Annotated in this window: 21 protein-coding genes; 7 read left to right on the top strand and 14 right to left on the bottom strand. The window is 68.9% G+C overall.

Annotated features, from left to right (window positions below; genetic code table 11):
* Positions 1-51: 51 nt before the first annotated feature.
* From ABD116_RS17925 to ABD116_RS17890, 8 genes are all read right to left on the bottom strand, one after another.
* On the bottom strand, positions 52-1,182 hold the full coding sequence (locus ABD116_RS17925) for a histidine kinase (protein WP_343970868.1): 1,131 nt from the start codon (positions 1,180-1,182) through the stop codon (positions 52-54).
* A gap of 17 nt (positions 1,183-1,199) precedes the next feature.
* Positions 1,200-1,934: a metallophosphoesterase family protein gene (locus ABD116_RS17920; protein ID WP_343970866.1), complete on the bottom strand. Its 735-nt coding sequence runs from the start codon at positions 1,932-1,934 to the stop codon at positions 1,200-1,202.
* A 58-nt stretch (positions 1,935-1,992) separates the two neighbouring features.
* Entirely contained in the window at positions 1,993-3,150 is a 1,158-nt protein-coding gene (locus ABD116_RS17915) for a hypothetical protein (RefSeq protein WP_343970863.1), read from the bottom strand.
* 30 nt (positions 3,151-3,180) lie between these two features.
* Entirely contained in the window at positions 3,181-4,419 is a 1,239-nt protein-coding gene (locus ABD116_RS17910) for a hypothetical protein (RefSeq protein ID WP_343970860.1), read from the bottom strand.
* Positions 4,420-4,432: 13 nt separating this feature from the next.
* Positions 4,433-5,656: a hypothetical protein gene (locus ABD116_RS17905; protein WP_343970857.1), complete on the bottom strand. Its 1,224-nt coding sequence runs from the start codon at positions 5,654-5,656 to the stop codon at positions 4,433-4,435.
* On the bottom strand, positions 5,656-6,849 hold the full coding sequence (locus ABD116_RS17900; protein ID WP_343970854.1) for a hypothetical protein: 1,194 nt from the start codon (positions 6,847-6,849) through the stop codon (positions 5,656-5,658). The genes ABD116_RS17905 and ABD116_RS17900 overlap by 1 nt, the downstream gene beginning before the upstream one ends.
* Positions 6,846-8,036, bottom strand: a complete 1,191-nt coding sequence (locus ABD116_RS17895; RefSeq protein ID WP_343970851.1) for a hypothetical protein — start codon at positions 8,034-8,036, stop codon at positions 6,846-6,848. The genes ABD116_RS17900 and ABD116_RS17895 overlap by 4 nt, the downstream gene beginning before the upstream one ends.
* Before the next feature lie 64 nt (positions 8,037-8,100).
* A complete protein-coding gene (locus ABD116_RS17890) occupies positions 8,101-9,192 on the bottom strand; it encodes a hypothetical protein (protein WP_343970848.1) in 1,092 nt (363 codons plus the stop codon).
* A 93-nt stretch (positions 9,193-9,285) separates the two neighbouring features.
* Between ABD116_RS17890 and ABD116_RS17885 the strand changes: the two genes are divergently transcribed.
* A complete protein-coding gene (locus ABD116_RS17885; protein WP_343970845.1) occupies positions 9,286-10,791 on the top strand; it encodes a serine/threonine-protein kinase in 1,506 nt (501 codons plus the stop codon).
* Positions 10,792-10,794: 3 nt separating this feature from the next.
* On the opposite strand, the gene ABD116_RS17880 is transcribed toward ABD116_RS17885, so the two are convergent.
* The gene (locus tag ABD116_RS17880) at positions 10,795-11,736 is read right to left on the bottom strand and encodes a hypothetical protein (RefSeq protein ID WP_343970842.1); all 942 of its coding nucleotides are present in this window, start codon (positions 11,734-11,736) and stop codon (positions 10,795-10,797) included.
* Positions 11,737-11,817: 81 nt separating this feature from the next.
* On the opposite strand from ABD116_RS17880, the gene ABD116_RS17875 reads away from it, so the two are divergent.
* From ABD116_RS17875 to ABD116_RS17860, 4 genes are read left to right on the top strand one after another with little or no spacing between them, the layout of a single operon-like run.
* Positions 11,818-13,143 carry a dipeptidase gene (locus ABD116_RS17875; protein WP_343970840.1) on the top strand — a complete coding sequence of 442 codons (1,326 nt, stop codon included), beginning with the start codon at positions 11,818-11,820 and terminating at the stop codon, positions 13,141-13,143.
* 52 nt (positions 13,144-13,195) lie between these two features.
* Positions 13,196-14,320: an NAD(P) transhydrogenase subunit alpha gene (locus ABD116_RS17870; protein WP_343970837.1), complete on the top strand. Its 1,125-nt coding sequence runs from the start codon at positions 13,196-13,198 to the stop codon at positions 14,318-14,320.
* Positions 14,317-14,622 carry an NAD(P) transhydrogenase subunit alpha part 2 gene (locus tag ABD116_RS17865; protein WP_343970834.1) on the top strand — a complete coding sequence of 102 codons (306 nt, stop codon included), beginning with the start codon at positions 14,317-14,319 and terminating at the stop codon, positions 14,620-14,622. Before ABD116_RS17870 ends, ABD116_RS17865 begins: the two co-directional genes overlap by 4 nt.
* Positions 14,619-15,989, top strand: coding sequence for an NAD(P)(+) transhydrogenase (Re/Si-specific) subunit beta (locus tag ABD116_RS17860; protein ID WP_343970831.1), 1,371 nt, complete (start codon positions 14,619-14,621; stop codon positions 15,987-15,989). Before ABD116_RS17865 ends, ABD116_RS17860 begins: the two co-directional genes overlap by 4 nt.
* Positions 15,990-16,452: 463 nt before the next feature.
* Here the strand turns inward: ABD116_RS17860 and ABD116_RS17855 are convergent, their stop codons facing one another.
* Together ABD116_RS17855 and ABD116_RS17850 are read right to left on the bottom strand one after the other, a co-directional pair.
* A complete protein-coding gene (locus tag ABD116_RS17855; protein WP_343970828.1) occupies positions 16,453-17,445 on the bottom strand; it encodes a hypothetical protein in 993 nt (330 codons plus the stop codon).
* 2 nt (positions 17,446-17,447) lie between these two features.
* Positions 17,448-18,431 carry a helix-turn-helix transcriptional regulator gene (locus tag ABD116_RS17850; protein WP_343970825.1) on the bottom strand — a complete coding sequence of 328 codons (984 nt, stop codon included), beginning with the start codon at positions 18,429-18,431 and terminating at the stop codon, positions 17,448-17,450.
* 249 nt (positions 18,432-18,680) lie between these two features.
* Between ABD116_RS17850 and purF the strand changes: the two genes are divergently transcribed.
* Together purF and purM are read left to right on the top strand one after the other, a co-directional pair.
* A complete protein-coding gene (gene purF, locus ABD116_RS17845; RefSeq protein ID WP_343970822.1) occupies positions 18,681-20,243 on the top strand; it encodes an amidophosphoribosyltransferase in 1,563 nt (520 codons plus the stop codon).
* A gap of 49 nt (positions 20,244-20,292) precedes the next feature.
* Entirely contained in the window at positions 20,293-21,372 is a 1,080-nt protein-coding gene (gene purM / locus ABD116_RS17840) for a phosphoribosylformylglycinamidine cyclo-ligase (protein WP_343970819.1), read from the top strand.
* Between the two features lie 257 nt (positions 21,373-21,629).
* Here purM and ABD116_RS17835 read toward each other — a convergent pair whose 3' ends face one another.
* The 3 genes from ABD116_RS17835 to ABD116_RS17825 form a co-directional block, all read right to left on the bottom strand.
* Entirely contained in the window at positions 21,630-21,818 is a 189-nt protein-coding gene (locus ABD116_RS17835; protein WP_020389018.1) for a DUF3073 domain-containing protein, read from the bottom strand.
* A 214-nt stretch (positions 21,819-22,032) separates the two neighbouring features.
* Complete coding sequence (locus ABD116_RS17830; RefSeq protein ID WP_343970816.1) at positions 22,033-22,848, bottom strand: ABC transporter permease; 816 nt, start codon at positions 22,846-22,848, stop codon at positions 22,033-22,035.
* A 39-nt stretch (positions 22,849-22,887) separates the two neighbouring features.
* Complete coding sequence (locus tag ABD116_RS17825; protein WP_343970813.1) at positions 22,888-23,775, bottom strand: ABC transporter ATP-binding protein; 888 nt, start codon at positions 23,773-23,775, stop codon at positions 22,888-22,890.
* Positions 23,776-23,857: the final 82 nt, after the last annotated feature.

The following is a 23,857-nucleotide window of genomic DNA, read 5'->3' as shown; positions in this document are numbered from 1 at the left end:
ATGCACGCACCTGGGCGCCTCCAGCACTCGCGTCAGACCGCCTGCGGAGCACTAAGCGGACGCATGCACCCCTGAGGAGTATTTGGGCACCCGGAAGCTGACCTTTGTTCCGGCTTCCGGGGCGGTCTCGACCACCAGGCCGTAGGCGTCGCCGTAGACCTGGCGCAGGCGGGCGTCGACGTTGCCCAGGCCGACCGAGTCGCCGCTCGACTCGCCGGCCAGCGCGGCGCGGATGACGTCGGGATCGCTGCCGGCCCCGTCGTCCTCGACGCTGATCTCGGCTTCGAGCCCGCGGTCCTGGGCGCGGATGGTGATCCGGCCGATGCCGGAGGTGCCGTCCAGGCCGTGCCGGACGGCGTTCTCCACGAGCGGCTGGACGACCAGGAACGGGATCGCTACGGACAGCACCTCGGGAGCGATCAGCAGCGAGACCTTGAGCCGCTCGCCGAACCGGGCCTGCTCCAGCACGAGGTACCGCTCCACGTTGCGCAGCTCGTCGGACAGCGTGGTGAACTCACCGCCGCGCCGCAGCGCGTACCGGGAGAAGTCGGCGAACTCGAGCAGCAGCTCCCGGGCCCGCTCAGGATCCGTCCGGACGAAGGAAGCGATTGCGGCCAGCGCGTTGTAGATGAAGTGCGGGCTGATCTGGGCCCTGAGCGCCCGCAGTTCGGCCTCCATGGCCCGGGTGCGCTCCTTGTTGAGTTCTGCGAGCTCTACCTGGCCGGAGACCCACCTGGCCACCTCTTCGGTCGCCCGGACGAGCGCTGCCGACGAGCGAGGGCTGTAGGCGACCAGCACGGCTACTACTCGGTCCTCGGTGACGATGGGCGCCACTACCGCAGTACGGATCGGGCACTGCGGGTCGCCGCACGCCACATCGTGGATACCCAGTACTGCGGTACGCCCGGTCCGCAGAGTCGCCGCCGCGAGCCGTTTGACGTCCCCTCGGTGGTTGCTCTCATACGGGCCGCCGACCCCGTCCCAGGCGAGTACGCCGGACGAGTCGCAGATGGCGATGGCCGCAGTACCGAGGAGGTCGCGCAGGTGCTTGCTGGCCTTACCGGCCGCCGCCGGGGTCAGTCCCTCGCGCAGGCTCGGGGTGGCGAGCGAGGCGGTGTGCAGCGTCGCGTACGTCGCCTTGTCGGCCGGTGTGCCGAAGTGCTTCCGTCGCCGCGCAAACATGCCCTGACGGTAGCCGCTCATACCTCCGAGCGCGGCCTGAACGCCTCCAGCGCCTCGGTGTCGGAGTAGTTGGAGCGCAGGTACGCGTCCAGCCACTCCTCGATCCCCGGGTACGACGAGTCCTTGGCGAGCTGGTCCGCAGCGGTGTCGGGGAGCGTAGTACGGCGCAGCTGGACACCCGCTGGAGTCAGGAGAGCCCAACTGGCGCCGGGTGCGCCGTACGGCATGCCAACACTGCCTGCGTTGACCACCAGCCGCCGGTCGACCTGCCTGGCGAACGGCATGTGCGTATGCCCGCAGACAACCGTCCTGACCTCCTCCGGTACGCCGTCGAGCACGGCCGCCCACCTAGCGATAGGGCTGTCGACCAGCACTATCTCCTCGTCGTTCCGAGGCGTCGCATGGCAGAACAGCGTGTCGCCCATCGTCACAGTGGTCGGCAGTGTGGACAGCAACTCGACCTGGTCGTCCCGGAGCTGCTCGGCCGCCCAGGGGCTGACCGGGTCCGGCGGATCGCCCTCGAACGACCCACGAGCCATCTCCACCAGCTCCCGGTCCGCATTGCCCCGCACCCACACGGCCCGCTCGCCCAACCCCACCAGGAGATCCAGCGTCTCCACCGGCTGCGGCCCACTGGCGATGTCCCCGGCCAGCACGATCACATCGGCGGCAGCCACGTCCGGCTCAGCCAATACTGCCTCCAAAGCAGGCAGTACGCCGTGAATGTCGGCCAGCACCACGATCCGGTCCATCTGGATAGTCTGCCGCCGATCCGTCCCGGCCGGGACGCTCGTTAGCTGCGAGCAGACATCAAGTGCCGATGTGCACCGCGGCGTGCGGCGTCAGTGGGGTCGCCAGCTCGCAGGCGCCCGTGGAGATCGTGCAGCGGATGATCCCGCGCTTGCCGTAGCCGTCCTCCCCGCCGCCCTCGAGGGCGTCGACCACCATGAGCAGATGCTGGTCGTCCTCGGGCACGGTCTGGAAGAAGCAGCTCGTCCACTGCCGGAGGATCACTCCGGTCAGGCCGTCGAGTGCAGTCGCGGTACCGGAGCAGTAGCCGTCGGCGTACGCGTCGCCGCCGAACGCGGTCCGGGCGTCCGGGGTGAACCCCTGGATCGCGCTCTCGCACGTCTTCCAGAGCCGCTTGCCGGTCGCGACCTCGGTGACGTCCGAGCAGGATCCACCATCGGAGATCAGGCCCATCGAGGCGACCAGGCGGCCGTCCGCGGAGATGCCGGTGGGCGAGGTGATGTCGAGCTGGGTGGCCTTCGCGGCGCCGGGCGTCCAGGAGTAGAGCTTCGAGCGTCCGCTTTCCGTTGCGGCGTACTCGAAGGAGACCTTGCCGTCCAGGACTGCCAGGACGCGCAGTCCCCAGGCTGACGGCAGGTCGAGTTTCTGTGTGTCGAGGCCGTCGTCGGAGTACAGGGTGCCGCCCTTGAGGGCCTCGCCCTGGCTGCCGATCCGGGTTGTGGAGTACGCCGCGGTGGTCGCGTCAGCGCTCGTCACCAGGGCGGTGACGTCCGGGACCCGCTCGACCTCGCCACTGCTCGGCCCAAGCTTGAGCAACTCCGTCCCCAGGCCCTTGGTGACGACGGCGAGTACCCGGCCGTTGACCCGGGCGATCTGCTGGATGTCGGCCTTGCCGGGGATCGTCTCCGGCCCACCGGCACCACCGGTGACCACCCGGCCGACCAGGTACGGCACCTGGGGATCGCGACCGCGAGGCAACTTGGCCAGGTTCAGGGTGATCTTGACCGGTCCGGAGGGCTTGCTCGGCGTCGTACTGGGAGTACCGGTCGCGCTGGGCGTCGTCTTGGTGCTCCGAGTCGTGGCCGGCGCGGACAGCGGCGCCGCTGTCCCGCCCTCCGAGCGCGGGCCACGCTGATACGCGACGACGCCGCCGATCACCACCGCGGCGACCGCGACGGCGGCGACTAGCACGACCAGCCGGCCGTTCTTCTGCAACATGACGACGTTCCTAACGCGCTGAGGGGTCGATCATCGCAGGATCACGCTCTGATCGAGCGCGTCCGGCGTCGAGCGCTCGCACTGGCCGGTGGGGATGCTGCACCGGATGATCGCCAGCTTGAGGGTGCCGGCCACCGGGTTGCCAGAGACGACGGTGACGGCGAGCAGGTGCTGGTCGTCCTCGGCGACGGCGTCGTAGAAGTGGCCCTTCCAGGTCCGGATCAGCTTGCCAGTCCTGGCCTCGTGCGCGGTGAGAGTCTCCGAGCTGCTTTCGAAGGCGGCGCCGACACCGACCGCGATCCGGCTGTCCGGGGTGAATCCGACCAGCCGGCTGTCGCAGGTACGCCAGAGCTGGGTGCCGGAGTCGATCGCGGTGACGGTGGCGCAGCTACCGTCGTTGAGCTGCTTCAGCGAGGCGGCGATCGTGCCGTCGCTCGCGACCGTGACGGGCGACGTGATGGCCTTCAGCGAGGTGGCCTTCGAGGCGCCCGGCTTCCACTGGTAGAGCGTTTGCTGGCCTCCGCTGGTTGCGGCCGCCCGGAAGTAGACCGATGCGCCCCGGTAGGCCAGTACCTCGACGTTCCAGCTGTTCGCGAGTTCGAGCCGCTGGATCGAGCCGTCGACCTCGGCGTACAGGTCGCTGCCCTTGATCAGGGTGCCCTTCGCGTCGAACCGGGTGGTGGAGTACGCCACCGCCGACTGGTCCTCCTTGCCCACAAGGGACGACACATCCGGGGTCTTCCGTACTTCGCCGTACCGGACCTGGATCAGGTCGCTGCCGAACGGGAGCTTGTCCTTGTCGGCGCTGACCCGCTCGACCACGGCCAGCGCGGCGGTGTTCAGCCGGGCGATACCCAGGATGATCCCGGTACCAGGGATCTTCACCGGGCCGCCGGGACCTCCCCGGACCTCGCGGCCGGCCAGGTACGGCAACTGCGGCGCCCGGCCGTCGCCCAGCTTGTCCATCACCACGTCGACCGTGGCCGGGCCGGTGTTGGAGCCAGTAGTCGGCTTGTTGCTCGGCGGCGTGCTCCCCGGGGTGCTGCTCCGCGGTGGCGTCGTCGGAGGCGTCGCTGTGGGCGGCGACGTTGGCTTCGGGGTTGTGGACGGCGTACTGGTCGGTCCCGGCAGCGGTGCTGCGCCGGAGGCTCGGTCGGCCGGCCCCTGTTGGGAGGCGAACACGCCACCGGCCACCACTGCGGCAACCGCTACAGAAGCCAGCCCGGCGGCCAGCCGCCCGTTCTTCCGAACCAGGTCGAGATTACTCACGGTCCAGCTCCCCCTATCTACCCAGCGAGAGGGGTAGGTCCACCGTGATCGGTGTGGCCCGCTCGCACTGTCCGGTGCTGATGTCGCAGCGAATGATGGCGCTCTTGGTCCCCGGATCGCCGCCACCACCGGAGGCGACCGCGACGATCAGCACGTGCTGGTCGTCCTCGGCGGCGAAGTCCTGGAAGCAGCCCTTCCACTTGCGGATCAGCCGCCCGGTCGTGGCGTCCAGCGCAGCGACCTCGCGGCCGCAGTACCCGTCGCCGTAGGCGTCCGAACCGATCACCGTCCGGCTGTCGGGGGTAAAGCTTCTGAGCTGGTTCTCGCAGGTCCGCCAGAGCTGTTTGCCGGTGGCGATCGCGGTGATGGTCGAGCAGGTGCCGGCGTCGTTGAGCAGGCCCATCGAGGCCGCGACGGTGCCATCGGGGGAGACCGCGGTCGCGAGCTTCACGGCCGGAATCGCGGTGGCTTTGGTCGTACCCGGCGTCCATTCGTAGAGCAGCCGATCGCCCTTCTCGTTGTTGCCGGCCCGGAAGTAGACCTTGCCGCCGCGATAGGCCAGCACTTCGACCTCCCAGCTGTTCGGCAGGTCGAGCTTCCGGATCGAGCCGGTCTCGGCGTACACGGCTCCACCCTTGGTGATGGGGCCGCGGTTGCTGAGGGTCCCGACGGCGTAGGCGGCCGCGGACTGATCGGCGGAGATCACCAGGGACGAGACACCCGGCGTCCGGCGCGGGGCGCCGTAGCTGATCCTCTGCAGTTCGCTCTTGCCTTCGCCGGTGCTGACGACGGCCATCACATCGGTGTTCATCCGGCCGACCAGGAAGGTTCCGTCGGGGATCTTCCGCGCCTGGCCGGCGCCACCACGGACCTCGCCGCCGACCTGGTACGGGATCTGTGGCGCCCGGCCGCCGGGCAGCTTGCTGACGGTCAGCTCGACGGTGGTCGGGCCGGTGGAGGTTGTGGTGGTGCTAGGCCGTGGTGTGGTGGATGGCTTCGGTGGGAGTGCTGGGGTCGGCTTCGGCGTCGGGCGTGGGGTGACTGTCGGCTTCGGTGTTGTCGAGGGCGTCGTCGACGGGGTGCTGCTGGTGCCTGGCAGCGGACCGGCCTCGGTGAGCTTGTCGTCCGGGCCCTGCCAGTAGGCGACCGCACTGCCGATCACTACCGCGGCCACGGCGACAGAGGCCACCACTGCGACCAGCGGACCGTTCTTGGCCTTCAGCGAGAGCTTGGCCATCAGGCACTCAGCAGGAGTCGGTTCGAGCTCACGGGCGTGGCCAGTTCGCAGTCGCCGGTACTGACGGTGCAGCGGATGATCGCCGTCTTCGCGTTGTCGCCCTCGCCCGACGCGGTGGCGACCATCAGCAGGTGCTCGTCGTCCTCGGGAGTAATGCTCTGCAGACAGCCCTTCCATTCGCGGAGCAGCTTGCCGGTCTTCGCGTCGAGCGCAGCCTCCGCCGACGAGCAGTAGCCGTCATCACCGGACGGAACCCCGAACACCGTCGCGCCGCTGGGGCTGAAGTCGTTGAGGTAGTAGTCGCAGGTCTTCCACTCGCGCTGCCCGGTCTCGACGGCGGTGACCGCGGAACACGAGCCGGTGTTGCTGACGAGCAGGGCTGTCGCCGCGCTCTTGCCGTCGGCGGACATCGTCGTCATGGAGGCAAGCGCCTTCACCAGCTTGGCTTCCGGCTCGCCTGGCGACCATACGTAGGTACTCCAGCTGGCTCCGCTGCCCAGTACGTCCGAGGACTCGAAGTAGACCTTGTCACCCACGTAGGAGAGCACCTTGAAATTCCAGCGCTTGGTCAGCTTCAGGGCGGTCAGCGACGTGCCGGTGTCGGCGTAGATGGTGCCGCCCTCGACCGGTCCGTCGGCACCGAAGGCGGCGTACGCGGCGCCGCTCTGGTCGGCCTTGGCCTCCATGTGGTTGACGTTCGCGACGCTGGCGACGCCGTTCGCGTCGAACCGCAGTACCTGGGAGCCGTTCCCATTGGTGGTGAGGGCGAGCACGGAACTGTTCACCCGGGCGATCTCGAGGACGTCGTCCTTGCCGGGGATGGTGACCGTGCCACCGGCGCCGCCACGGACCTGGCGCCCGGACAGGTACGGGATCTGCGGCTGCCGTCCGGTGCCGAGCTTCGACACGGCCAGGGTGATCTTGGTGGGGCCGGTCAAGGTCGGTGTGTCCGTTGGCGCCGTCGGTGCACTCGGTGTCGACGGCTGGAGGGAGGGCGTGGTCGTCGCGGGCTTCGGCGTCTGGGCGGCCTTGGACGGAGTCGTGGTCGGGGTGGTCGGGGCAGGCAGTGGTGCAGCGTAGGCAGTGCTCTGGCGCTGCGGGACCTGGCGAGACGCGATGGTCGCGCCCAGTACTACGGCAGCGACCGTCACTGCCGCGACCAGTGCGACCAGGGCACCGTTCTGCCGCTTCATGACCAGCCACCCATCACCCGGAGCGCATCTCGCTGCGCGTGCTTGGCGGGCTTCGTCGCCAGTTCGCAGGCGCCGGACCCGATGCTGCAGCGGATGATCGCGCTTGCCGTGTTCTCGCCGGTGTCGACGGCCATCAGCAGGTGGTCGTCGTCCTCGGCGGTCGTGGCGAGGAACTCCACGCCGGTCCACTGCCGGCGTACCGTGCCTGACTTGCTGTCGATCGCGGTGGTGGTCGGGTTGGAGCCGCCGTTGTGGAAGTCCGGGGTCGCGTAGACCGTCTGGCCGTCCGGGGTGAAGCCGTCGAGCGAGTACTCACACGTCCGCCACAGCTGGGCGCCGTCGGCAAGGGCGCGCACCGCTGAGCAGAAGGTCTGCTCGGCGCCCTCGAGCTGGTCGACACCGTCGGTGCCCTGGAAGTCCACGCCCGCTGGGGTTTTGAAGGACTTCAGCACCTCGACCTTGCCGGTCTGGGTGTGCCAGACGTTGAGCGTCGCGTCGGGCTCGCTCGGGTCGGTGCCGGCGGCGAAGTAGACGGTCGTGTCGACCACGGCCAGGACGGTCGAGTACCAGTCGTTCGGGCGGTCCAGCTTGTTGTCGGCGAAGGCGTTGCGCCAGTAGACGGCATTGCCCTTGCGACGGGTGTGATCCGCGTTGGAACGGGCCGTGCCGTACGCGATGGCGTCCTCGTTCACCGAGCTCACCAGACTCGCGACGTCGGGCGTGCGCCCGGGGAGAACTCCGTCGAGATTGACCCGGACCAGCTCGGAGCCGCCGAGGCCGACCTCGCGGACCACCATCGCGTCGCCGTCGTACCGGACCGCGCGGAGGATGCTCTGGCTGCCGGGGATGGTGATGTCGCCACCGAGGCCGCCCTTGAACACCCGGCCGTCGAGGTAGGCGACCTGCGGTTCCCGGCCGGTCGGCAGCTTGGCGAGGTCGATCTTGACGGTCGGGATCACCGGACCGGACGGCGTCGTGACCGGGGTGGGCGAAGGCTTCGGGGTCGACGGTGTGGCTGACGGCTTGGCCGGTTTGGGGGTGGGCGTGGCGCTTGCGGTGAGCGGTTGAGCCTCAGCCGACGGGGACGTGGCCGGGCCGCGGCGGGCCGCGAGGGCCCCACCGCTCACCACCGCCAGTACTGCGACCGCCGCCACCCCCATGGCCAGCGGGCCGTTGCCCGTTTTCACGTTCGGTCGTCCAATCGGTTCGTCCCCGTCCGGGATAGGACGCAGGCCGACGCGGTTTTGTTCGTCATGAGCCGAGAAGGAGCGTCCCGGACGCCAGCGGGGTCGCCAGCTCGCACTTCCCGGAGCTGACCGTGCAGCGGACCAGGGCCGACCGCGACCCGGGCTCGGGCCGGTCGTGCCAGGCCAGTACTACGTGATCGCCGTCCTCCGGTCTCGCGTCGCGCAGAGACGGGCCGGTCCACTTGCGGAGCTGGTCGCCGGTCTTCGGGTCGAGGGCGACGTTCTCCAGGTCGCCGTACGGGTCGCTGCCGGCCGGGATGCCGATGGTGAAGGTGTTGCCGGGGCTGAAGCGGGTGAGCTGGTACTGGCAGCTGCGCCAGCGCTGGCTGCCGGTGGTGGCGGTCATCAGGGTCGTGCACATGCCGCTGTCGTTCTGCGAGACCAGTCCGGCGACCAGGGTGCCGTCGCCGGAGACAGCGATCGGGGACCTGACGCTACTGATCCGGGTCGGCGTCGGCTGGTCCACCTGCCAGCGATAGAAGTTCCAGGGCCCGGCCGAGTCGTCGCTGGACTGGAAGTAGACGGTGTCGTTGCTCACACCGAGGACCCGGAGGTCGAACACCTTGGGCTGGGCAAGCTGCTTGACGGGACCAGGGGCCGAGCGGCGGTAGTACACAGTGCCGCCGTCGCCGAGCTTGCCCTCCGTCGTGTACCGGCCGCCGGATGCGTAGGCAGCGGCCTGGCCATCGGTGCTGGTGACGAGCGAGTCGACCAACGGGACCCGCTCGATTTGCTTGCCAGAGGCATCGAGTATGACGAGGGCCGGGTCCCGGACGGTCTTCAGCTGAATGGTCAGGACGGCGTCGTGCAGGCGGGCGACGGCGTCGATCTCGACGCTGCCGGGGACCTTGACCGGCGTACCGGCGCCGCCGTGGACGGTCCGATCGCGCAGGTAGGTGAGGTGCGGAGCGTCCCCGACGGGCAGCTTGGCGGCATCGATCGGGACGACCTTGGCGCCGGTGAACGTCAGCGGCGAAGGAGTCCGTACCGGGGCGACGAGCGGCGCCGCCGCGCCGGCCTGCGACTCCGGCGTACGCCGGGACGCGACGAACCCGCCGATCGCAACCGCCGCCACCGCGACGACCGTAACCGTCACAACCCGGACGTTTCGCACCCCTTAGGCCCCGTTTCGGTCTCGAACCACCGCTCCGGCGACCAAGTCGCAGGAGGGATCGAGCATAATGCGGGGATGGACCAGCCCCAGCGGATCGGCCGGTACTCCCTGGTCCGCCGGGTGGGTGCCGGGGGTTTCGCGACCGTCTGGCTGGCCCGGGACGAAGAGCTCGACGCGGACGTCGCGGTCAAGATCCTGTCCGACAACTGGATCGACGAAGAGGACGTCCGGCGCCGCTTCCTGGCCGAGGGCCGGTTCCTGCGCCGGGTCGACTCGCCGCACGTGGTCGGCGTGCACGACGTCGGCGAGACCGAGGACGGCCGGCCCTATCTCGTCCTGACCTATGCCGACGGCGGATCGCTCGCGGACCGGATCAAGGGCGGCGAGATGGAGATCGCCGACGTGGTCGATGTGATCACCCAGGTCGGCAGCGGTCTCAAGCAGCTGCACGCCCGCGGGGTGCTGCACCGCGACGTGAAACCGGCCAACGTGTTGTTCCGCCTCGACGAGTCCGGCGATCGCGCGATGCTCGGCGACCTCGGCCTCGGCAAGTCGCTGGAAACCGTGTCCCAGTTGACGATGCCAGGCGGTACGCCGGCCTACGTCGCGCCCGAGCAGGTGATGGGCGACCGGCTCGACCACCGCGCTGACCTCTATTCGCTGGGCGCGGTCGCGTACGCGGCCTTCACCGGCCAGGCGCCGCACGGCGTGATCAGCCTCGGCGCGGTGATGCGGATCGAGTCGCCGCCGCCGTCGATGAGCACCTTGCGCGACGACGTCTCGGACGCGATCGACGTCGTCGTACGCCGCGCCCTCGAGCCGGACCGCGACAAGCGCTGGCCGGATCTCGACAGCTTCCTCGACGCCCTCCAAGAGGCCCACAAAACAGGCAAGATCCCCGCCGGTCTGGTCCCGGCCGAGGCTCTCCCGGGTCCGGCAGGCCCAGCCGGTGTCGACCAGGAGACCGCCTTGTCGGCGGCCAACGCGCCCACTGTCACTCCGGCCGGCTCAGCCCCCGCAGTAGACGCCACGACGGCGCCCGCTGCCCTAGTGGCAACACCAGCGAAGGCTCAGAAGCGCAGTGCCCGCGCCTGGGTGATCACTGTCGTCCTGGCCCTCGTCCTGGCCGCAGGCGGTGGCTACGGCGGCTACCGCCTGGTGCTGAGTCGCCCGGTGACGGTGGAGACCGGTTCCTTCTCGGTCAAGGTCCCGCGGACCTGGGACCAGAAGTCGGCGCAGGGTGAGGGCAAGCTTCTGGTCACGACCGACACGGAGCACTGGCAGAACGACGCAAAGGTGCCCGGCGTCTTTCTGGAGACTTTGAACGGGGCCGCCGCCGCTGCGCTGCCGAAGACCCCGAAGGTGCCGGTCGGCTGCTCGCTGGCGACGCAGAACGAGATGCCCGACCAGAAGACGATCACCTTCAACTACGGGTGCGCGGACTCTACGGGAGCGCGAAGCAACGTCGGGGAGCGGTACCAGATGGTCATCCCCGGCCAGGTGGTGCTGCGGTCACAGGTCCGCAGCACCAGCCTCACCGAGATCGACAGAGTCCTCGACTCCGCGAGGTACATCAAGTAGCGGCTACCCCACCAGTGAGGTGAGGGACGAGACCGTGGCCTTGTGCATGCGGGGGATGACGTTGAGGGTGGCCGGGTCGCCGCTGTAGAGGTGCGAGCCCGACTCGTAGACCAGGTACGCCGTGCCGTTGTACTCCGTGATCCCCTCGGTCATGCTCGGCGCCCGGAAGCAGCTCAGCGCGGCGGCGTCCAGGTCCTTCTGACCCCGGCGTACGACGTACAGGTTGCTGCGGTTACCCCGGCCGTACGAGGTGCTGTAGACGAAGTGGTTGGCGGTGACCATCAGGCCCTGCGTCTTGGTCGGTACCTCCCAGGCGCCGGCCAGGGTGGTCAGGGTGCCGTCGTCGGCGATCTTGTACTCGTACATGGTGCCGCGGCCGGTCTCGTTGAAGGTGCCGGAGAAGATGGAGTCGCCGTAGCTGGTCAGGAACGAGGAGCCGGCGACATCGCGCGCAGTGCCGACCTGGGCGAGGTACGGCGTACCGGCTGCCTTCATCGCGTCCCGGAGCTCAGTGAGCCGGTACTTCCGGATGGAGCTGCCTGCGCCGGCCACGAAGGCCCAGCCCTTGCTGGTGGTGATCCCGCCGACATGCGACTCAGCGATGGCGACCACGCCGACCGTGGAGCCGGTAGCCGGGTCGATGCCGTAGATCTGCGAGTCGGCGCCCTCCCGGTACGAGGCGACCAGCAGCAGGTTCTTGCCGGAGCCGTCCCAGTTGTACCAAGTCCCGGCACCCTGCGGGGTGTGCGTGCTGAGGTTGGGAATGCCCGCGCTGTTGCTGAACCGGGCGTCGTACTTCTTGGACGCCGACGGCCCGTCGTAGAAGGTGGCCCCACCGGTGGTCGCGGTGTCGCAGCTGATCGCGGCACTGGCCGGCGAGCTGAAGGCCGTGAGGGCGGTGGCGGTCGTGATGAAGGCGGTCAGGATGGCGAAGCGACGGCTCATGATGTCCTCTGGGGTTGGGCGGTAACCTTCGAGATCTTCTCGGTAGAAGGTAAATGATTGCCCCGCAGTACGGTAGGGCGCATGACCGACCTGCGTGCGGCGATCGACCGCGTTCTGCCCTCTGTTCGTGCCGACCTCGAGGACCTCATCCGGATTCCCTCGGTCAGCGCGGACCCGGCCCGTGCGGCCGATGTCCAGCGATCGGCGGAAGCCACCGCTGCTCTGTTCGAGGCCGAGGGCTTCGAGATCCAGATCGTCCGGGCCGGCTCCGGCGCGCCCGCTGTGATCGCCAAGAAGACGGCGCCGGAGGGCAAGCCGACCGTGCTGCTCTACGCCCACCACGACGTCCAGCCGACCGGCAACGTCGAGGAGTGGACCTCGGAACCGTTCGAGCCGACCGAGCGGGACGGCCGGCTGTTCGCCCGCGGCGCGGCCGACGACAAGGCCGGGATCGCCGCGCACCTGGCCGCCGTACGGGCCTTCGGCAACGACCTGCCGGTGGGCGTGACGGTCTTCGTCGAGGGCGAGGAGGAGATCGGTTCGCCGACCCTGCTGCAACTGCTCGACGAGTACGCCGACGAGCTCACCGCCGACGCGATCGTGATCGCCGACTCCGGCAACTGGGCGATCGGCCAGCCGGCCCTGACGGTATCGCTGCGCGGCCTGGTCGACTGTTACGTCGAGGTCCGGACGCTGAAGCACGCCGTCCACTCGGGCCTGTTCGGCGGCGCCGTACCGGATGCGCTGTCGGCCCTGTGCCGGTTGCTCGCCACCTTGCACACCGACAACGGCGACGTCGCGGTCGACGGACTGCACGCGACACGCGCGGCCGAGCTGGAGTATCCCGAGGACCGGTTCCGCTCCGAGTCGAGCGTGCTGGACTCGGTGAAGCTGATCGGCTCGGGCACCCTGGTCGACCGGCTGTGGACCCGCCCGGCGATCGCAGTACTGGCGATCGACGCGCCGCGGGTGGCCGACGCGAGCAACACGCTCGTACCGGTCGCGCGGGCCAAGGTCAGCCTGCGGGTCGCTCCCGGCGACGACGCCAACAAGGCGATGGAAGCCCTGCGCAACCACCTCGAGCAGAACGCGCCGTGGGGTGCCCAGGTCACTGTGACAGAAGGCGATATCGGCCAGCCGTGCTCGATCAACGCGCGCGGTACGGCCTACGACGCGGCCCGTTCCGCCTTCGCCACCGCGTGGGGTGTGGAGCCCGTCGACACCGGGATGGGCGGCTCGATCCCGTTCATCGCGGAGTTCCAGCAGGCCTTCCCGAACGCGGCCGTTCTGGTCACCGGCGTGGAGGATCCGGACACCCGGGCGCACGGCATCGACGAAGGCCTGCACCTGGAGGAGTTCACCAAGGTCTGTCTGGCCGAGGCACAGCTTCTTCAGAACTTGGCCTGATTGGCGGGACCGGGCTTTCCGGGCACCGTGTGTTTGGCATAGGTTTCGGCGAGTGAAGATCGCAGTAGTGCGAGAGACCAGACCGGCCGAGCGCCGGGTGGCCCTGGTGCCGGAGCAAATCGTCAAACTCGTCCAGCTCGGCTACGAGGTCGCGGTCGAACCCGCGGCCGGCGAGCGCGCCCTGTACTCCGACGACGCCTATCGCGACGCCGGGGCAGAGGTGGCCTGGGGGGCCGACCATGCGGCGACGGTGGTGGTGTCGGTGCAGCCGCTCGAACGCGAGCGACTGCAACGGCTGCACGCCGGTACGGCGCTGATGTCGTTCCTGCCGACGAACCCGCCGGACGTGATCCGGGCCGCGACCCGGGCGAAGCTGACCGCTTTCGCGATGGAGATGATCCCGCGGATCTCGCGGGCCCAGTCGATGGACGCGCTCTCCTCGCAGGCGCTGGTGGCCGGATACCGGGCGGCCATCGTCGCCGCGGAACGGCTGCCCCGGTTCTTCCCGCTGAACATGACAGCAGCCGGTACGGTGCCGCCGGCCCAGGTTCTCGTCCTGGGGGCCGGCGTCGCCGGACTGCAGGCGATCGCGACCGCGAAGCGTCTCGGTGCCGTCGTCAAGGCGTACGACGTCCGGACGGCCGCGGCCGAGGAGATCGCCTCGATGGGCGCGCAGCCGATCGAGCTGGAGCTCGGCACCCTCGACGGGCCGGGCGGCTATGCCCGCGAGATGACCGAGGAGCGCGCGCAGTTGCAGCGTGACCTGCTCGCGCCGTACATCGCGGGCGCCGATGCGCTGATCACGACTGCCGCCGTACCGGGGCGGACCGCTCCGATGCTGGTGTCGCGGTCGATGGTCGAGCAGATGAAGCCCGGCTCGGTCGTCGTCGACCTGGCCTCGGAGTCCGGCGGCAACGTCGAGGGCTCGGTGGCCGGTACGGAGCTGATGATCGGCAACGCGCTGGTCTGGGGCGGCGCGAACGTGCCCAGCCAGATGGCCGGACCGGCCAGCCGGCTGTACGGGCAGAACATCGCCAACCTGATCGCGCTGATGACCCGGGACGCGGAGTTCAACCCGGACTTCGACGACGAGATCGTCGTCGGCTGCTGCCTGACCCACGACGGCACGGTCCTGCACGAGCCGACCCGCGAGCTTCTGGAAGGACCGACGGCATGACCGAGACCATTGCTTTGCTGACCATCTTCGTGCTCGCGGCGTTCGTCGGCGTCGAGGTGATCAGCAAGGTCTCCTCGACCCTGCACACCCCGCTGATGTCCGGCGCGAACGCGATCCACGGCGTCATCCTGGTCGGCGCGATCATCGTCACCGGCCAGGCCGACTCCACCCTGGTGGTGATCGTCGGGCTGCTGGCCGTCGTACTGGCCACGGTGAACATGGTCGGCGGGTTCGTCGTCACCGACCGGATGCTGGAGATGTTCCGCGGTCCGGCGGCGCGCAAGAAGGAGCTTCAGAAGTGATCGACACCTGGGCCCAGATCGGGTACCTGATCTCTGCTGTCTGCTTCATCGTCGCGCTGAAGGCCCTCTCGTCGCCGAAGTCGGCCCGCAGCGGCAACCTGCTCGGCGCCGCGGGTGCGGTGCTCGCGGTGATCATCACCTTCGTCGCCTACAAGCCGGACCACCTGGCCGCGATCCTGGTGGCGCTGGTGATCGGCACGATCGCGGGTGTGGTCGGCTCGCGACGGGTGCAGATGACGCACATGCCGCAGCTGGTGGCGCTGTTCAACGGCGTCGGCGGTGGCGCGGCCGCGCTGGTCGCGTTGATGGAGCTGTCGCATGTGCGCGACGGCGAGACGATCGCTGCCATCGCGACGGCCTTCACCATCCTGGTCGGGGCGATCAGCTTCTCGGGCTCGGTGGTGACGTTCGCCAAGCTGCAGGAGCTGATGACGAGCCGGCCGGTGACGTTTCCGGGTCTGCCGGTGCTGTTCGTGGCCGGCATCCTCGGTGGGGTCGCGCTGTCGGTCTGGCTGGTCACCGATCCGCGGGTCTGGGTCGGCGTGCTGCTGTGCCTGGTCGGGCTGGCGCTCGGTGTGATGCTGGTGCTGCCGGTGGGCGGTGCCGACGTACCGATCGTCATCTCGCTGCTGAACGCGTTCACGGGGCTGACCGTGGCCGCGGGCGGGTACGTGCTCGGCAACGCGCTGCTGCTGATCGCGGGAACGCTGGTCGGCGCGGCCGGTACCTTGCTGACCAAGCTGATGGCCGACGCGATGGGCCGCTCGGTCTTCAACATCCTCTTCGGCGCGGTCAAGGGCGGCTCGACGCTCGGTGGCGGTACGGCGTCCGACCGGCCGGTCATCTCCGGTACTCCGACGGACGTGGCGATCCTGCTCGGTTATGCCCAGCGCGTCATCATCGTCCCCGGCTACGGCCTGGCCGTCGCCCAGGCCCAGCACGTCCTGCGCGATCTGGTGGAGGAGCTGCACAGCCGCGGGGTCAAGGTCGACTACGCCATCCATCCGGTGGCCGGCCGGATGCCCGGCCACATGAACGTGCTGCTGGCCGAGGCACAGGTGCCCTACGAGCAGCTCCGCGAGATGGACGAGATCAACGGCGACTTCAAGTCGACCGACGTCGTCCTGGTCGTCGGCGCCAACGACGTGGTCAACCCGGCGGCTCGCAACACGCCCAGCGCCCCCATCTACGGCATGCCGATCCTCAACGCCGACGAGGCCCAGCGGGTCATCTTCCTCAAGCGCTCGATGCGCCCAGGCTTCGCCGGCATCGAGAACGAGCTCCTGTACGACCCCAAGACGACACTCCTGTTCGGCGACGCCCGCGAGTCCCTCACCAAGCTCCTGGCTGCCGTCAAGAACGTCTGACCCACCCCGTACTCCGGCCGAGCGGCCGCCTGGTGCCAGTGCACCACGCGGCCGCTCGGCCGCGTTGACCCCGGTGTCGGCCGGAATTAGGTTCGTGAGTGCGCGAAGTGGACCACTTCGCGCAGTCGCCGGTGTTAGTCCCGTGCCGAATTCCGCCCCGTCAATGCCGCCGCTATTGCGGTTTCATTGCCATGCCCGAAAGCAGTCGATGCCCATGATCCCCGAACGTATGGTGTATTCACCCGCAGTTCTCGCCGCGATCGCGCTGCTGACCGTCCCACTACTCGGTGTGGCCCGCTCCCTTTCGACGGAGCTCGACGACTGGCCGCTCCATGCACCATTCTGCCGCGAAAACAAGGCCATGGCAGCTTCCGGCCACAAACCCGGCTGGTGTATCTGAACCGGTCCAGTCCGCTCTTCAATCAAATGCTTCGCTCATTATCGGATTGGTCTAGCCCAAAACTCACCGAACCCACCCCCGCTGAGCCGCCCGAACCCCCAACTCAAACCGCCCCGAAGCCCCCGCCTGCTCACTGAGCTTCGCCGCCATCCGCCGAACGGTCCGCAACGAAACCCCAAGCTTGCGCCCCGCCTGCTCATCGGTAGCCCCTTGCACCAGCAACTGCAGCAGCTCGGCTTCCATCGAGCTGATCCCGTCGTCGTCTCGTTGCTCGTCGGCGAACGGGTCGTCGGCTCGGCGCCAGTAGCTCTCGTAGTACTCCCGCGCCAGGTTCACGACCGCCACGCTGTGGTGCACCACGGCGCCGACCGAGGGGTCGGCGGGGTCGATGCCCAAAACCACCGCGTCGTCGAAGATGACAAGTTTCATCGGCAGCGACGGAACGGTGCGGACCTTGGCGCCATATCCCATACTCCACAGTGCGTATTCTCGGGCGCCGGGCGTCTTCAAATGCGCTTCGGTCAGCAAATACCGGGCGTCTATCCCCCGTTCGAGAAATGGCCGGTCGGGAGAATCCTCGAGTTCATGGGTGCGTACCCCGCTGGCCGGCAGCATTCCCCAGCACAATTTCTGCGGCTGAAACTTCTGCATTCTCTGATAGGCCGCTTCGCTGCCTTCGAACAGTTCGACCTGGCGAGCCGTCTTCTGGGCCAGGAACTCGTGATAGTCCGCGGTGAATCCCTTGGCGTTCGTCTCGTCGTTCTTCAGGGTTTCGGCCAGACCGTCGATCCGCTCCCGCTGCCGGGCGGCCAAGCGTTCGAACCCGACCGCCGGGTCGATCGGGTACTCCTGGTCCGCGATGTTCCAGCGCGGGACGATGAGCCCGAGATCCCGCAGCCGCACGAGCTCCCGGACAGCTTCAGCCTCGGTGATCGCTCCGGAAGTGGCGAGGGCGGTCTGAAGCTCTCCGTCGGACTTCTGGAGTAGTTGCGGGTGCTGCAGGAGGGTGCGGTAGATGGTCAGCGTCTGCTCTGTGACGCCAAGCGACTCGAACATCGTCAGACCCAGCCGCGTTTGGCGGCGGCTACTCCTAGTTCGAAGCGGGAGGTGGCGTCAAGGCGTTCGGAGAGGTTGGCGGTGATGCGGCGGGCGGTGCGCAGCGAGATGCCGAGCAGGCGGGCGACCTGCTCGTCCTTGGCGCCGCCGGCCAATAGGCGGAGCACCTCGGCTTCGTGTGGGGTGAGGGGGTCGTTGTTGTCCCGGTCTTCCGGGGAAAAGAGCTCCGAGGCGCGGGACCAGTAGCTGTCGAAGAGGGCGAGGGAGAGGGCCAGGACGCCGGGGCTGCGATGGATGACGGCGCCGGCCACCGGGTCCTCCGGATCCATCGCCATGATGGCGAGCTCCCGGTCGATGATCAGCAGCCGCATCGGCAGGGTCGGGGTCGCCCTGACCTCACCGCCGTGCCGGTGCAGGGTGGCGGCGTAGTCGAGGCCGGGTTTCGAGACCGTCATGTTCTGCAGGTAGATCGTGCGCAGCCGGACACCACGTTGCAGCAGCAGCAGGTCCGGCGAGGTCTCCGCGGGGTGGATGGTGTCGTCGATGTGCGCGGGGATCATCCCCCAGAACGAATCCCGGGCCTTCAGGCCGAGCTCCTCGATCCGGCGGGTGGCATTCGCGCGGCCCTTGAGAACCTCGACGTCGGCGCTGCTGCGCGACGTCAGCAACTCGTTGTACTGCTCCGCGATCACGTCGGCCGACGACTCCGCCTCCCGGAGCTCGCCGAGCTGCCGGTTCAGCTCGGCGCGGCGTCGCTCGACCAGGCCGGACAGACCGACCCGTGGGTGCACCGCGTGCTCGGCGTCCGGGTCGCTCCAGGTCGGAACAAGAAGCTCGAGTTTCCGGAGTTCGTCCATGATCCGGCTGACCTCGTCCATAGGTAGCTTTACCAATGCCGAAATCTGTGCCGGAGTGCTGTCCGGGTTGCTCAGAAGGGCGTGGTAGACCGCAAAGGTGGTCTCATCGACACCCAGCGGTTCCAGCACGACTCACTCCTTCGGTACTTGTTCGGAACCGACCATATACAGAGCGCGTCGACAATGAACGCTTGATTGGCTCATCAATTATTTCGAAAGGACATCTTGTGATCAAGAAGTGGCTCACTGTAGTCGCCGCCGGCGTGCTGGTCACGGCGTTTGCATCGCTGTCGGTCAACTCCGGCAGCGCCACCGCCGGAGCTGAGCCCGGATGTGGCATGGGAGCAGTGTGCTGGCAGTTCCCGTAGACTGCTGCCTGTGGCTCGTGGCGATGGTCGGCTCACTCATGATCTTGACCCGCAGGATCTAGGCCCGCAGGACGCTTGTGGCGTCTTCGGGGTCTGGGCACCGGGGGAAGAGGTCGCCAAACTCACCTATTTCGGGCTCTACGCTCTGCAACACCGGGGGCAGGAGTCGGCTGGCATCGCGGTCAGCAACGGCAGTCAGATCCTGGTCTACAAGGACATGGGGCTGGTCAGTCAGGCCTTCGACGAGGCGACTCTCGCCTCGCTGAAGGGGTACATCGCGGTCGGGCACTGCCGGTACTCGACGACCGGATCGAGCGTCTGGGCGAACGCCCAGCCGACGTTCCGGTCGACGGCCACCGGCTCGATCGCGCTCGGGCACAACGGCAACCTCACCAACACCGGTGAGCTGGCCGCGACGCTCGGTGGCCGCGACGACCTCGACCTGGGCCTGGACCTGGACGTCGAGCACGCCAAGGCCAACGCCAAGCACGGCGCGTCCTCGGACACCGACATCCTGACCTCGATGCTGGCCGGCTACCCGGACCTGACCATCGAGCAGGCGGCCGCCAAGGTGCTGCCGAAGGTCAAGGGCGCCTACAGCCTGATCTTCATGGACGAGTCCACCCTGTACGCCGCCCGCGACCCGCAGGGCATCCGCCCGCTGGTGCTGGGCCGGCTGGAGCGGGGCTGGGTGATCGCCAGCGAGACCGCCGCGCTCGACATCGTCGGCGCGAGCTTCATCCGTGAGGTCGAGCCGGGCGAGATCGTCGCGATCGACGAGGACGGCCTGCGCTCGACCCGGTTCGCCGAGGCCGAGCCCAAGGGCTGCCTGTTCGAGTTCGTCTACCTGGCCCGGCCGGACACCCAGATCTCCGGCCAGCGGATCCACACCACCCGGGTCGAGGTCGGCCGCCAGCTGGCCCGTGAGCACCCCGTCGAGGCCGATCTGGTGATCGCCACCCCGGAGTCCGGCACGCCGGGCGCCATCGGGTACGCCGAGGAGTCGGGCATCCCCTACGGCTCCGGGCTGGTCAAGAACGCCTACGTCGGCCGGACCTTCATCCAGCCGAGCCAGACCATCCGCCAGCTGGGCATCCGGCTGAAGCTGAACCCGCTGCGCGAGGTGATCGAGGGCAAGCGCCTGGTCGTCGTCGACGACTCGATCGTCCGCGGCAACACCCAGCGCGCGGTGATCAAGATGCTGCGCGAATCCGGCGCCAAGGAGATCCACGTCCGGATCTCGTCACCGCCGGTGAAGTGGCCGTGTTTCTACGGCATCGACTTCGCCAGCCGGGCCGAGCTGATCGCCAACGGGCTGAACACCGAGGAGATCTGCCGTTCGATCGGCGCCGACTCCCTCGGCTACGTCAGCCTCGACGGTTTGATCGAGGCCACCTCGGTGCCCAAGGACAAGCTCTGCCGGGCCTGCTTCGACGGGATCTACCCGGTCGCGCTGCCGGAGCCGGAGCACCTCGGCAAGCACCTGCTCGAAGTACCGGTGCACACCGACATCGACGGCCTCGCCACGGTGTCCGGTGGCGCGGGTGCCGCCGACGCGCTGTCCCGGCCCTGAAGCCACGGCTGATCAGGCCCGCAAGCCCCCCAAGAAAGCGAGAACCACAGTGAGCGAGGGCGCGAGCTACGCGGCCGCCGGCGTCGACATCGAGGCCGGTGACCGGGCCGTCGAGCTGATGAAGGAATGGGTGGCCAAGGCGACCCGCCCCGAGGTGGTCGGCGGGCTCGGCGGCTTCGCCGGGCTGTTCGACGCGAGCGCGCTGACGGCGTACCGGCGGCCATTGCTGGCCACCTCGACCGACGGGGTCGGCACCAAGGTCGCGATCGCGCAGAAGATGGACCGGCACGACACGATCGGGTTCGACCTGGTCGGCATGGTCGTCGACGACCTGGTCGTCTGTGGCGCCGAGCCGCTGTTCATGACCGACTACATCTGCACCGGCAAGGTGGTCCCGGAGACGATCGCGCAGATCGTCAAGGGCATCGCCGAGGCCTGCGTCGAGGCCGGTACTGCGCTCGTCGGCGGCGAGACCGCCGAGCACCCCGGGCTGCTGGAGGCCGACGAGTACGACGTCGCCGGCGCCGCGACCGGAGTGGTCGAGGCCGACGAGGTGATCGGGGCCGACCGGGTCCGGGCGGGTGACGTGGTGGTCGCGATGGCGTCCTCCGGCCTGCACTCGAACGGCTACAGCCTGGTCCGGCATGTGTTCTTCGACCGGGCCGGCTGGCAGCTCGACCGCGAGGTGCCCGAGCTGGGCGGCACGCTCGGTGACACGCTGCTGATCCCGACGCGCGTGTACGCCAAGCACTGCCTCGAGGTGATCCAGGAGCTCAACGCTTCCGACGAGAAGCCGTTGCACGCGATGTCCCACATCACCGGTGGTGGTTTCGCGGCCAACCTGGCCCGGGTCATCCCCGACGAGCTCGCGGTCCGGATCGACCGGTCGAGCTGGACGCCGGCGCCGATCTTCGGGCTGGTCGGGCAGCTGGGCGGCGTACCGCAGCTCGAGCTGGAGAAGACGCTGAACATGGGTGTCGGCATGGTCGCCGTCCTGGACCCGGCCGCGGCGGACCGCGCGATCGCGGCGCTCGCCGAGCGCGACATCGACGCCTGGGTCTGCGGCGAGGTCAGCGCGGCCACCGACGCCAAGGCAGGCGTCGAGCTACAGGGTGACTACGCGAGCTGACGCACCGTCGAACCGCTGCCGGCGTCCACGGACGCCGGCAGCGGAAGGCAGCCCGCAGTGCTGACGGCTCGTGCCGGGACGTTTCTCCGGTGCCCGGACTGCTCGGTGGGCATCGGGGAAACGCCCCGGACCTCAACGCGTCGGAAGGGCAGGCTCGAAGGACCTGTCCTGCCGTGTGGTGGAACTACGTCGGCCAAGCACAGTCGACCTGTCCGAGCGCCCTGAGGCGCTGGACAGGTCAGAGTGCTGCTGCGGCTTTACCGACGGGGGTGGTAGTCGTCGGCGTCATCGCCGACGTCTGTGTCGTTGTTGCCGTTCGCAGAGGTACCACCCTCGTCCCCGCCGGACAGCTCTTTCTTGAGCTGGTCCAAGTCGGTGTCCCAGGTGCGGTACTTCAGGTCGCGTGCGACCTTCGTCTGCTTGGCCTTTGCACGGCCGCGCCCCATAGCGTCGACCCCCTCGCACAAGTCAACCGGGTACGCAGCGTGGCGCCCACGGATCAGTCGTCAGTAATCGTGGTTACAGGTTACCCGGAGCCGGTGTCCGACACACGCACCGCCCCCTGACTGGACCCCCGAAGAGGTCCGATCACGTGCCGGGAGGCCTGTCCGGTCCCCTCAAACCGGTCAGGCCTCCCGCGTTCTCGACCCCTCAGCGGGGTTACTTCACCTCGCGACGTGAGCTTGCCCACAGTCCGACGATCGTCGGCAGGACGACCCAGACCCCGATCGCGGTGAGCGTCTCGGGCACCATCCCGTGCAGGTCGCGCTCGGCGATCCGGCCGAAGGCGCCGAACACGTCCAGCCAGTTCGCGTTGTCCTTGAACAGGGCAGGTCCGGCCAGGGCCCAGGCGGTCGGGGCGACGAAGAAGACCAGGATCGCGACGGCGGTCTGGGCGATCACCGCGCCGAAGGCCGCGCCCATCACGACGTTCAGCGCGGTCGACAGGTAGGCGCCGGCCAGCGCGCCGCCGATCCCGGCGTACGAGGCCCCGGCGCCGTCGATGGCGCCACCGATGGCCGTGGCAGCCAGGGCCATCGCCGCGGTCACGCTCAGTACGACGGCGCTCAGCACGATCGCGGAGATGAACTTGGCGAACTGGACCCGGATCCGGCGCGGCGACAGCGTGAACGTGGTCAGCGCGGTCCGCTGGGTCCACTCACTCGTCATCGCCATCACGCCGATCACCGGCAGGATCAGCATGACCCCTGTCGACGCCGCGGCCAGGTAGCCGTCGAAGCGCTGGACTCCGTCGTTCAGGTGGGTGAGCTGCCAGGTCAGCGCGGCGACGGCCAGGGCCAGGATGCCCAGGATCAGGAACCGGCCGCTGCGGGTGTTGACCGACTTGCGCAGCTCGATCGTGACGAGCTTGAGGAAGGACTGGCCGCGCGCGGGCGGCAGCGAGGTGGCGACGGCGGCCCGGTGCTTGCCCGGAGCGGCCGCGACAGCCGGGGAGGAGATTTCAGTGACAGCCATGGTTATGTGCTCCTGGAGCTAGAAAGGTTTGGGTGGTGATCAGGCAGCTGCGGCGGTGGGGCTGGTCAGCTGGAAGAACAGCTCCTCCAGGCCGGCGCCGTCGCTCTCGCGCAGTTCGATCAGGACCTGGCCGGCGGCAGCCGCGGCGCGGCCGACCTGCTCGGCGGTTGCGTCGACGCGCAGCGCGCCGTCGTACAGGGGCTCGAGGTTGAGTCCGGCGGCGGTCAGGGCCTCGTTCAGGCCGATCGGGTCGAGGCCGCGGACGAGCGTGCCGCTACCGGCCAGCAGTTCCTCCAGGGAGCCGTTCGCGACGATCTTGCCGCCGCCGATCACGACCAGCCGGTCGACGGTCGCCTGGACCTCGCCCAGCAGGTGGCTGGACAGGATCACCGTGCCGCCGCGGGAGGCGAAGTCCTGCAGCAGTCCACGCATCCAGCGGATGCCCTCAGGGTCCATACCGTTGGCCGGCTCGTCCAGGATCAGCGCGGCGGGGTCGCCGAGCAGCGCTGCGGCGATGCCGAGCCGCTGCCGCATCCCCAGCGAGTACTGACCGACCCGGCGCTTCGCGGCCCCCGTGAGCCCGACAGCCTCCAGCATCTCGTCCGCCCGGCTGTTCGGTACGCCGAGCAGAGACGCGTTGAGCAGCAGCGTCTCGCGACCGGTCCGGCCGGGGTGCTGGGCCGCCGCGTCGAGCATGACACCGACGACGCGCCCGGGGTTGGGCAGGTCGGCGTACTTCTTGCCGGCGATGGTGGCGCGGCCCGAGCTGGGCGGGGTGAGCCCCGTCAGCATGCGCAGCGTGGTCGACTTGCCGGCGCCGTTCGGGCCGAGGAAGCCGGTGATGCTGCCCGGCTCGACCGTGAAGGAGACGTCGCTGACCGCCGCGTGGTGGCCGTAGCGCTTGCTGAGGTTCTCGACTGTGATCATGCCCCTTACTCTTCCGGCCGGACCCCCCTCGCCACATCGACCGACCGTCTGCGGTCACCCCCTACTTAAGTCGCCCAGAACG

It is taken from the genome of Kribbella koreensis (assembly GCF_039525325.1).
Lineage (GTDB): Bacteria > Actinomycetota > Actinomycetes > Propionibacteriales > Kribbellaceae > Kribbella > Kribbella koreensis.
Note: the sequence above shows the minus strand (reverse complement) of the source record. Positions and strands in the feature narration are given on the sequence as shown.

Coding starts and splice junctions, on each gene's coding strand:
- ABD116_RS17925 (WP_343970868.1), bottom strand. CDS start 1,182: ATGTTTGCGCGGCGACGGAAGCACTTCGGCACACCGGCCGACAAGGCG.
- ABD116_RS17920 (WP_343970866.1), bottom strand. CDS start 1,934: ATGGACCGGATCGTGGTGCTGGCCGACATTCACGGCGTACTGCCTGCT.
- ABD116_RS17915 (WP_343970863.1), bottom strand. CDS start 3,150: ATGTTGCAGAAGAACGGCCGGCTGGTCGTGCTAGTCGCCGCCGTCGCG.
- ABD116_RS17905 (WP_343970857.1), bottom strand. CDS start 5,656: ATGGCCAAGCTCTCGCTGAAGGCCAAGAACGGTCCGCTGGTCGCAGTG.
- ABD116_RS17900 (WP_343970854.1), bottom strand. CDS start 6,849: ATGAAGCGGCAGAACGGTGCCCTGGTCGCACTGGTCGCGGCAGTGACG.
- ABD116_RS17885 (WP_343970845.1), top strand. CDS start 9,286: ATGGACCAGCCCCAGCGGATCGGCCGGTACTCCCTGGTCCGCCGGGTG.
- ABD116_RS17880 (WP_343970842.1), bottom strand. CDS start 11,736: ATGAGCCGTCGCTTCGCCATCCTGACCGCCTTCATCACGACCGCCACC.
- ABD116_RS17875 (WP_343970840.1), top strand. CDS start 11,818: ATGACCGACCTGCGTGCGGCGATCGACCGCGTTCTGCCCTCTGTTCGT.
- ABD116_RS17865 (WP_343970834.1), top strand. CDS start 14,317: ATGACCGAGACCATTGCTTTGCTGACCATCTTCGTGCTCGCGGCGTTC.
- ABD116_RS17855 (WP_343970828.1), bottom strand. CDS start 17,445: ATGTTCGAGTCGCTTGGCGTCACAGAGCAGACGCTGACCATCTACCGC.
- ABD116_RS17835 (WP_020389018.1), bottom strand. CDS start 21,818: ATGGGGCGCGGCCGTGCAAAGGCCAAGCAGACGAAGGTCGCACGCGAC.
- ABD116_RS17830 (WP_343970816.1), bottom strand. CDS start 22,848: ATGGCTGTCACTGAAATCTCCTCCCCGGCTGTCGCGGCCGCTCCGGGC.
- ABD116_RS17825 (WP_343970813.1), bottom strand. CDS start 23,775: ATGATCACAGTCGAGAACCTCAGCAAGCGCTACGGCCACCACGCGGCG.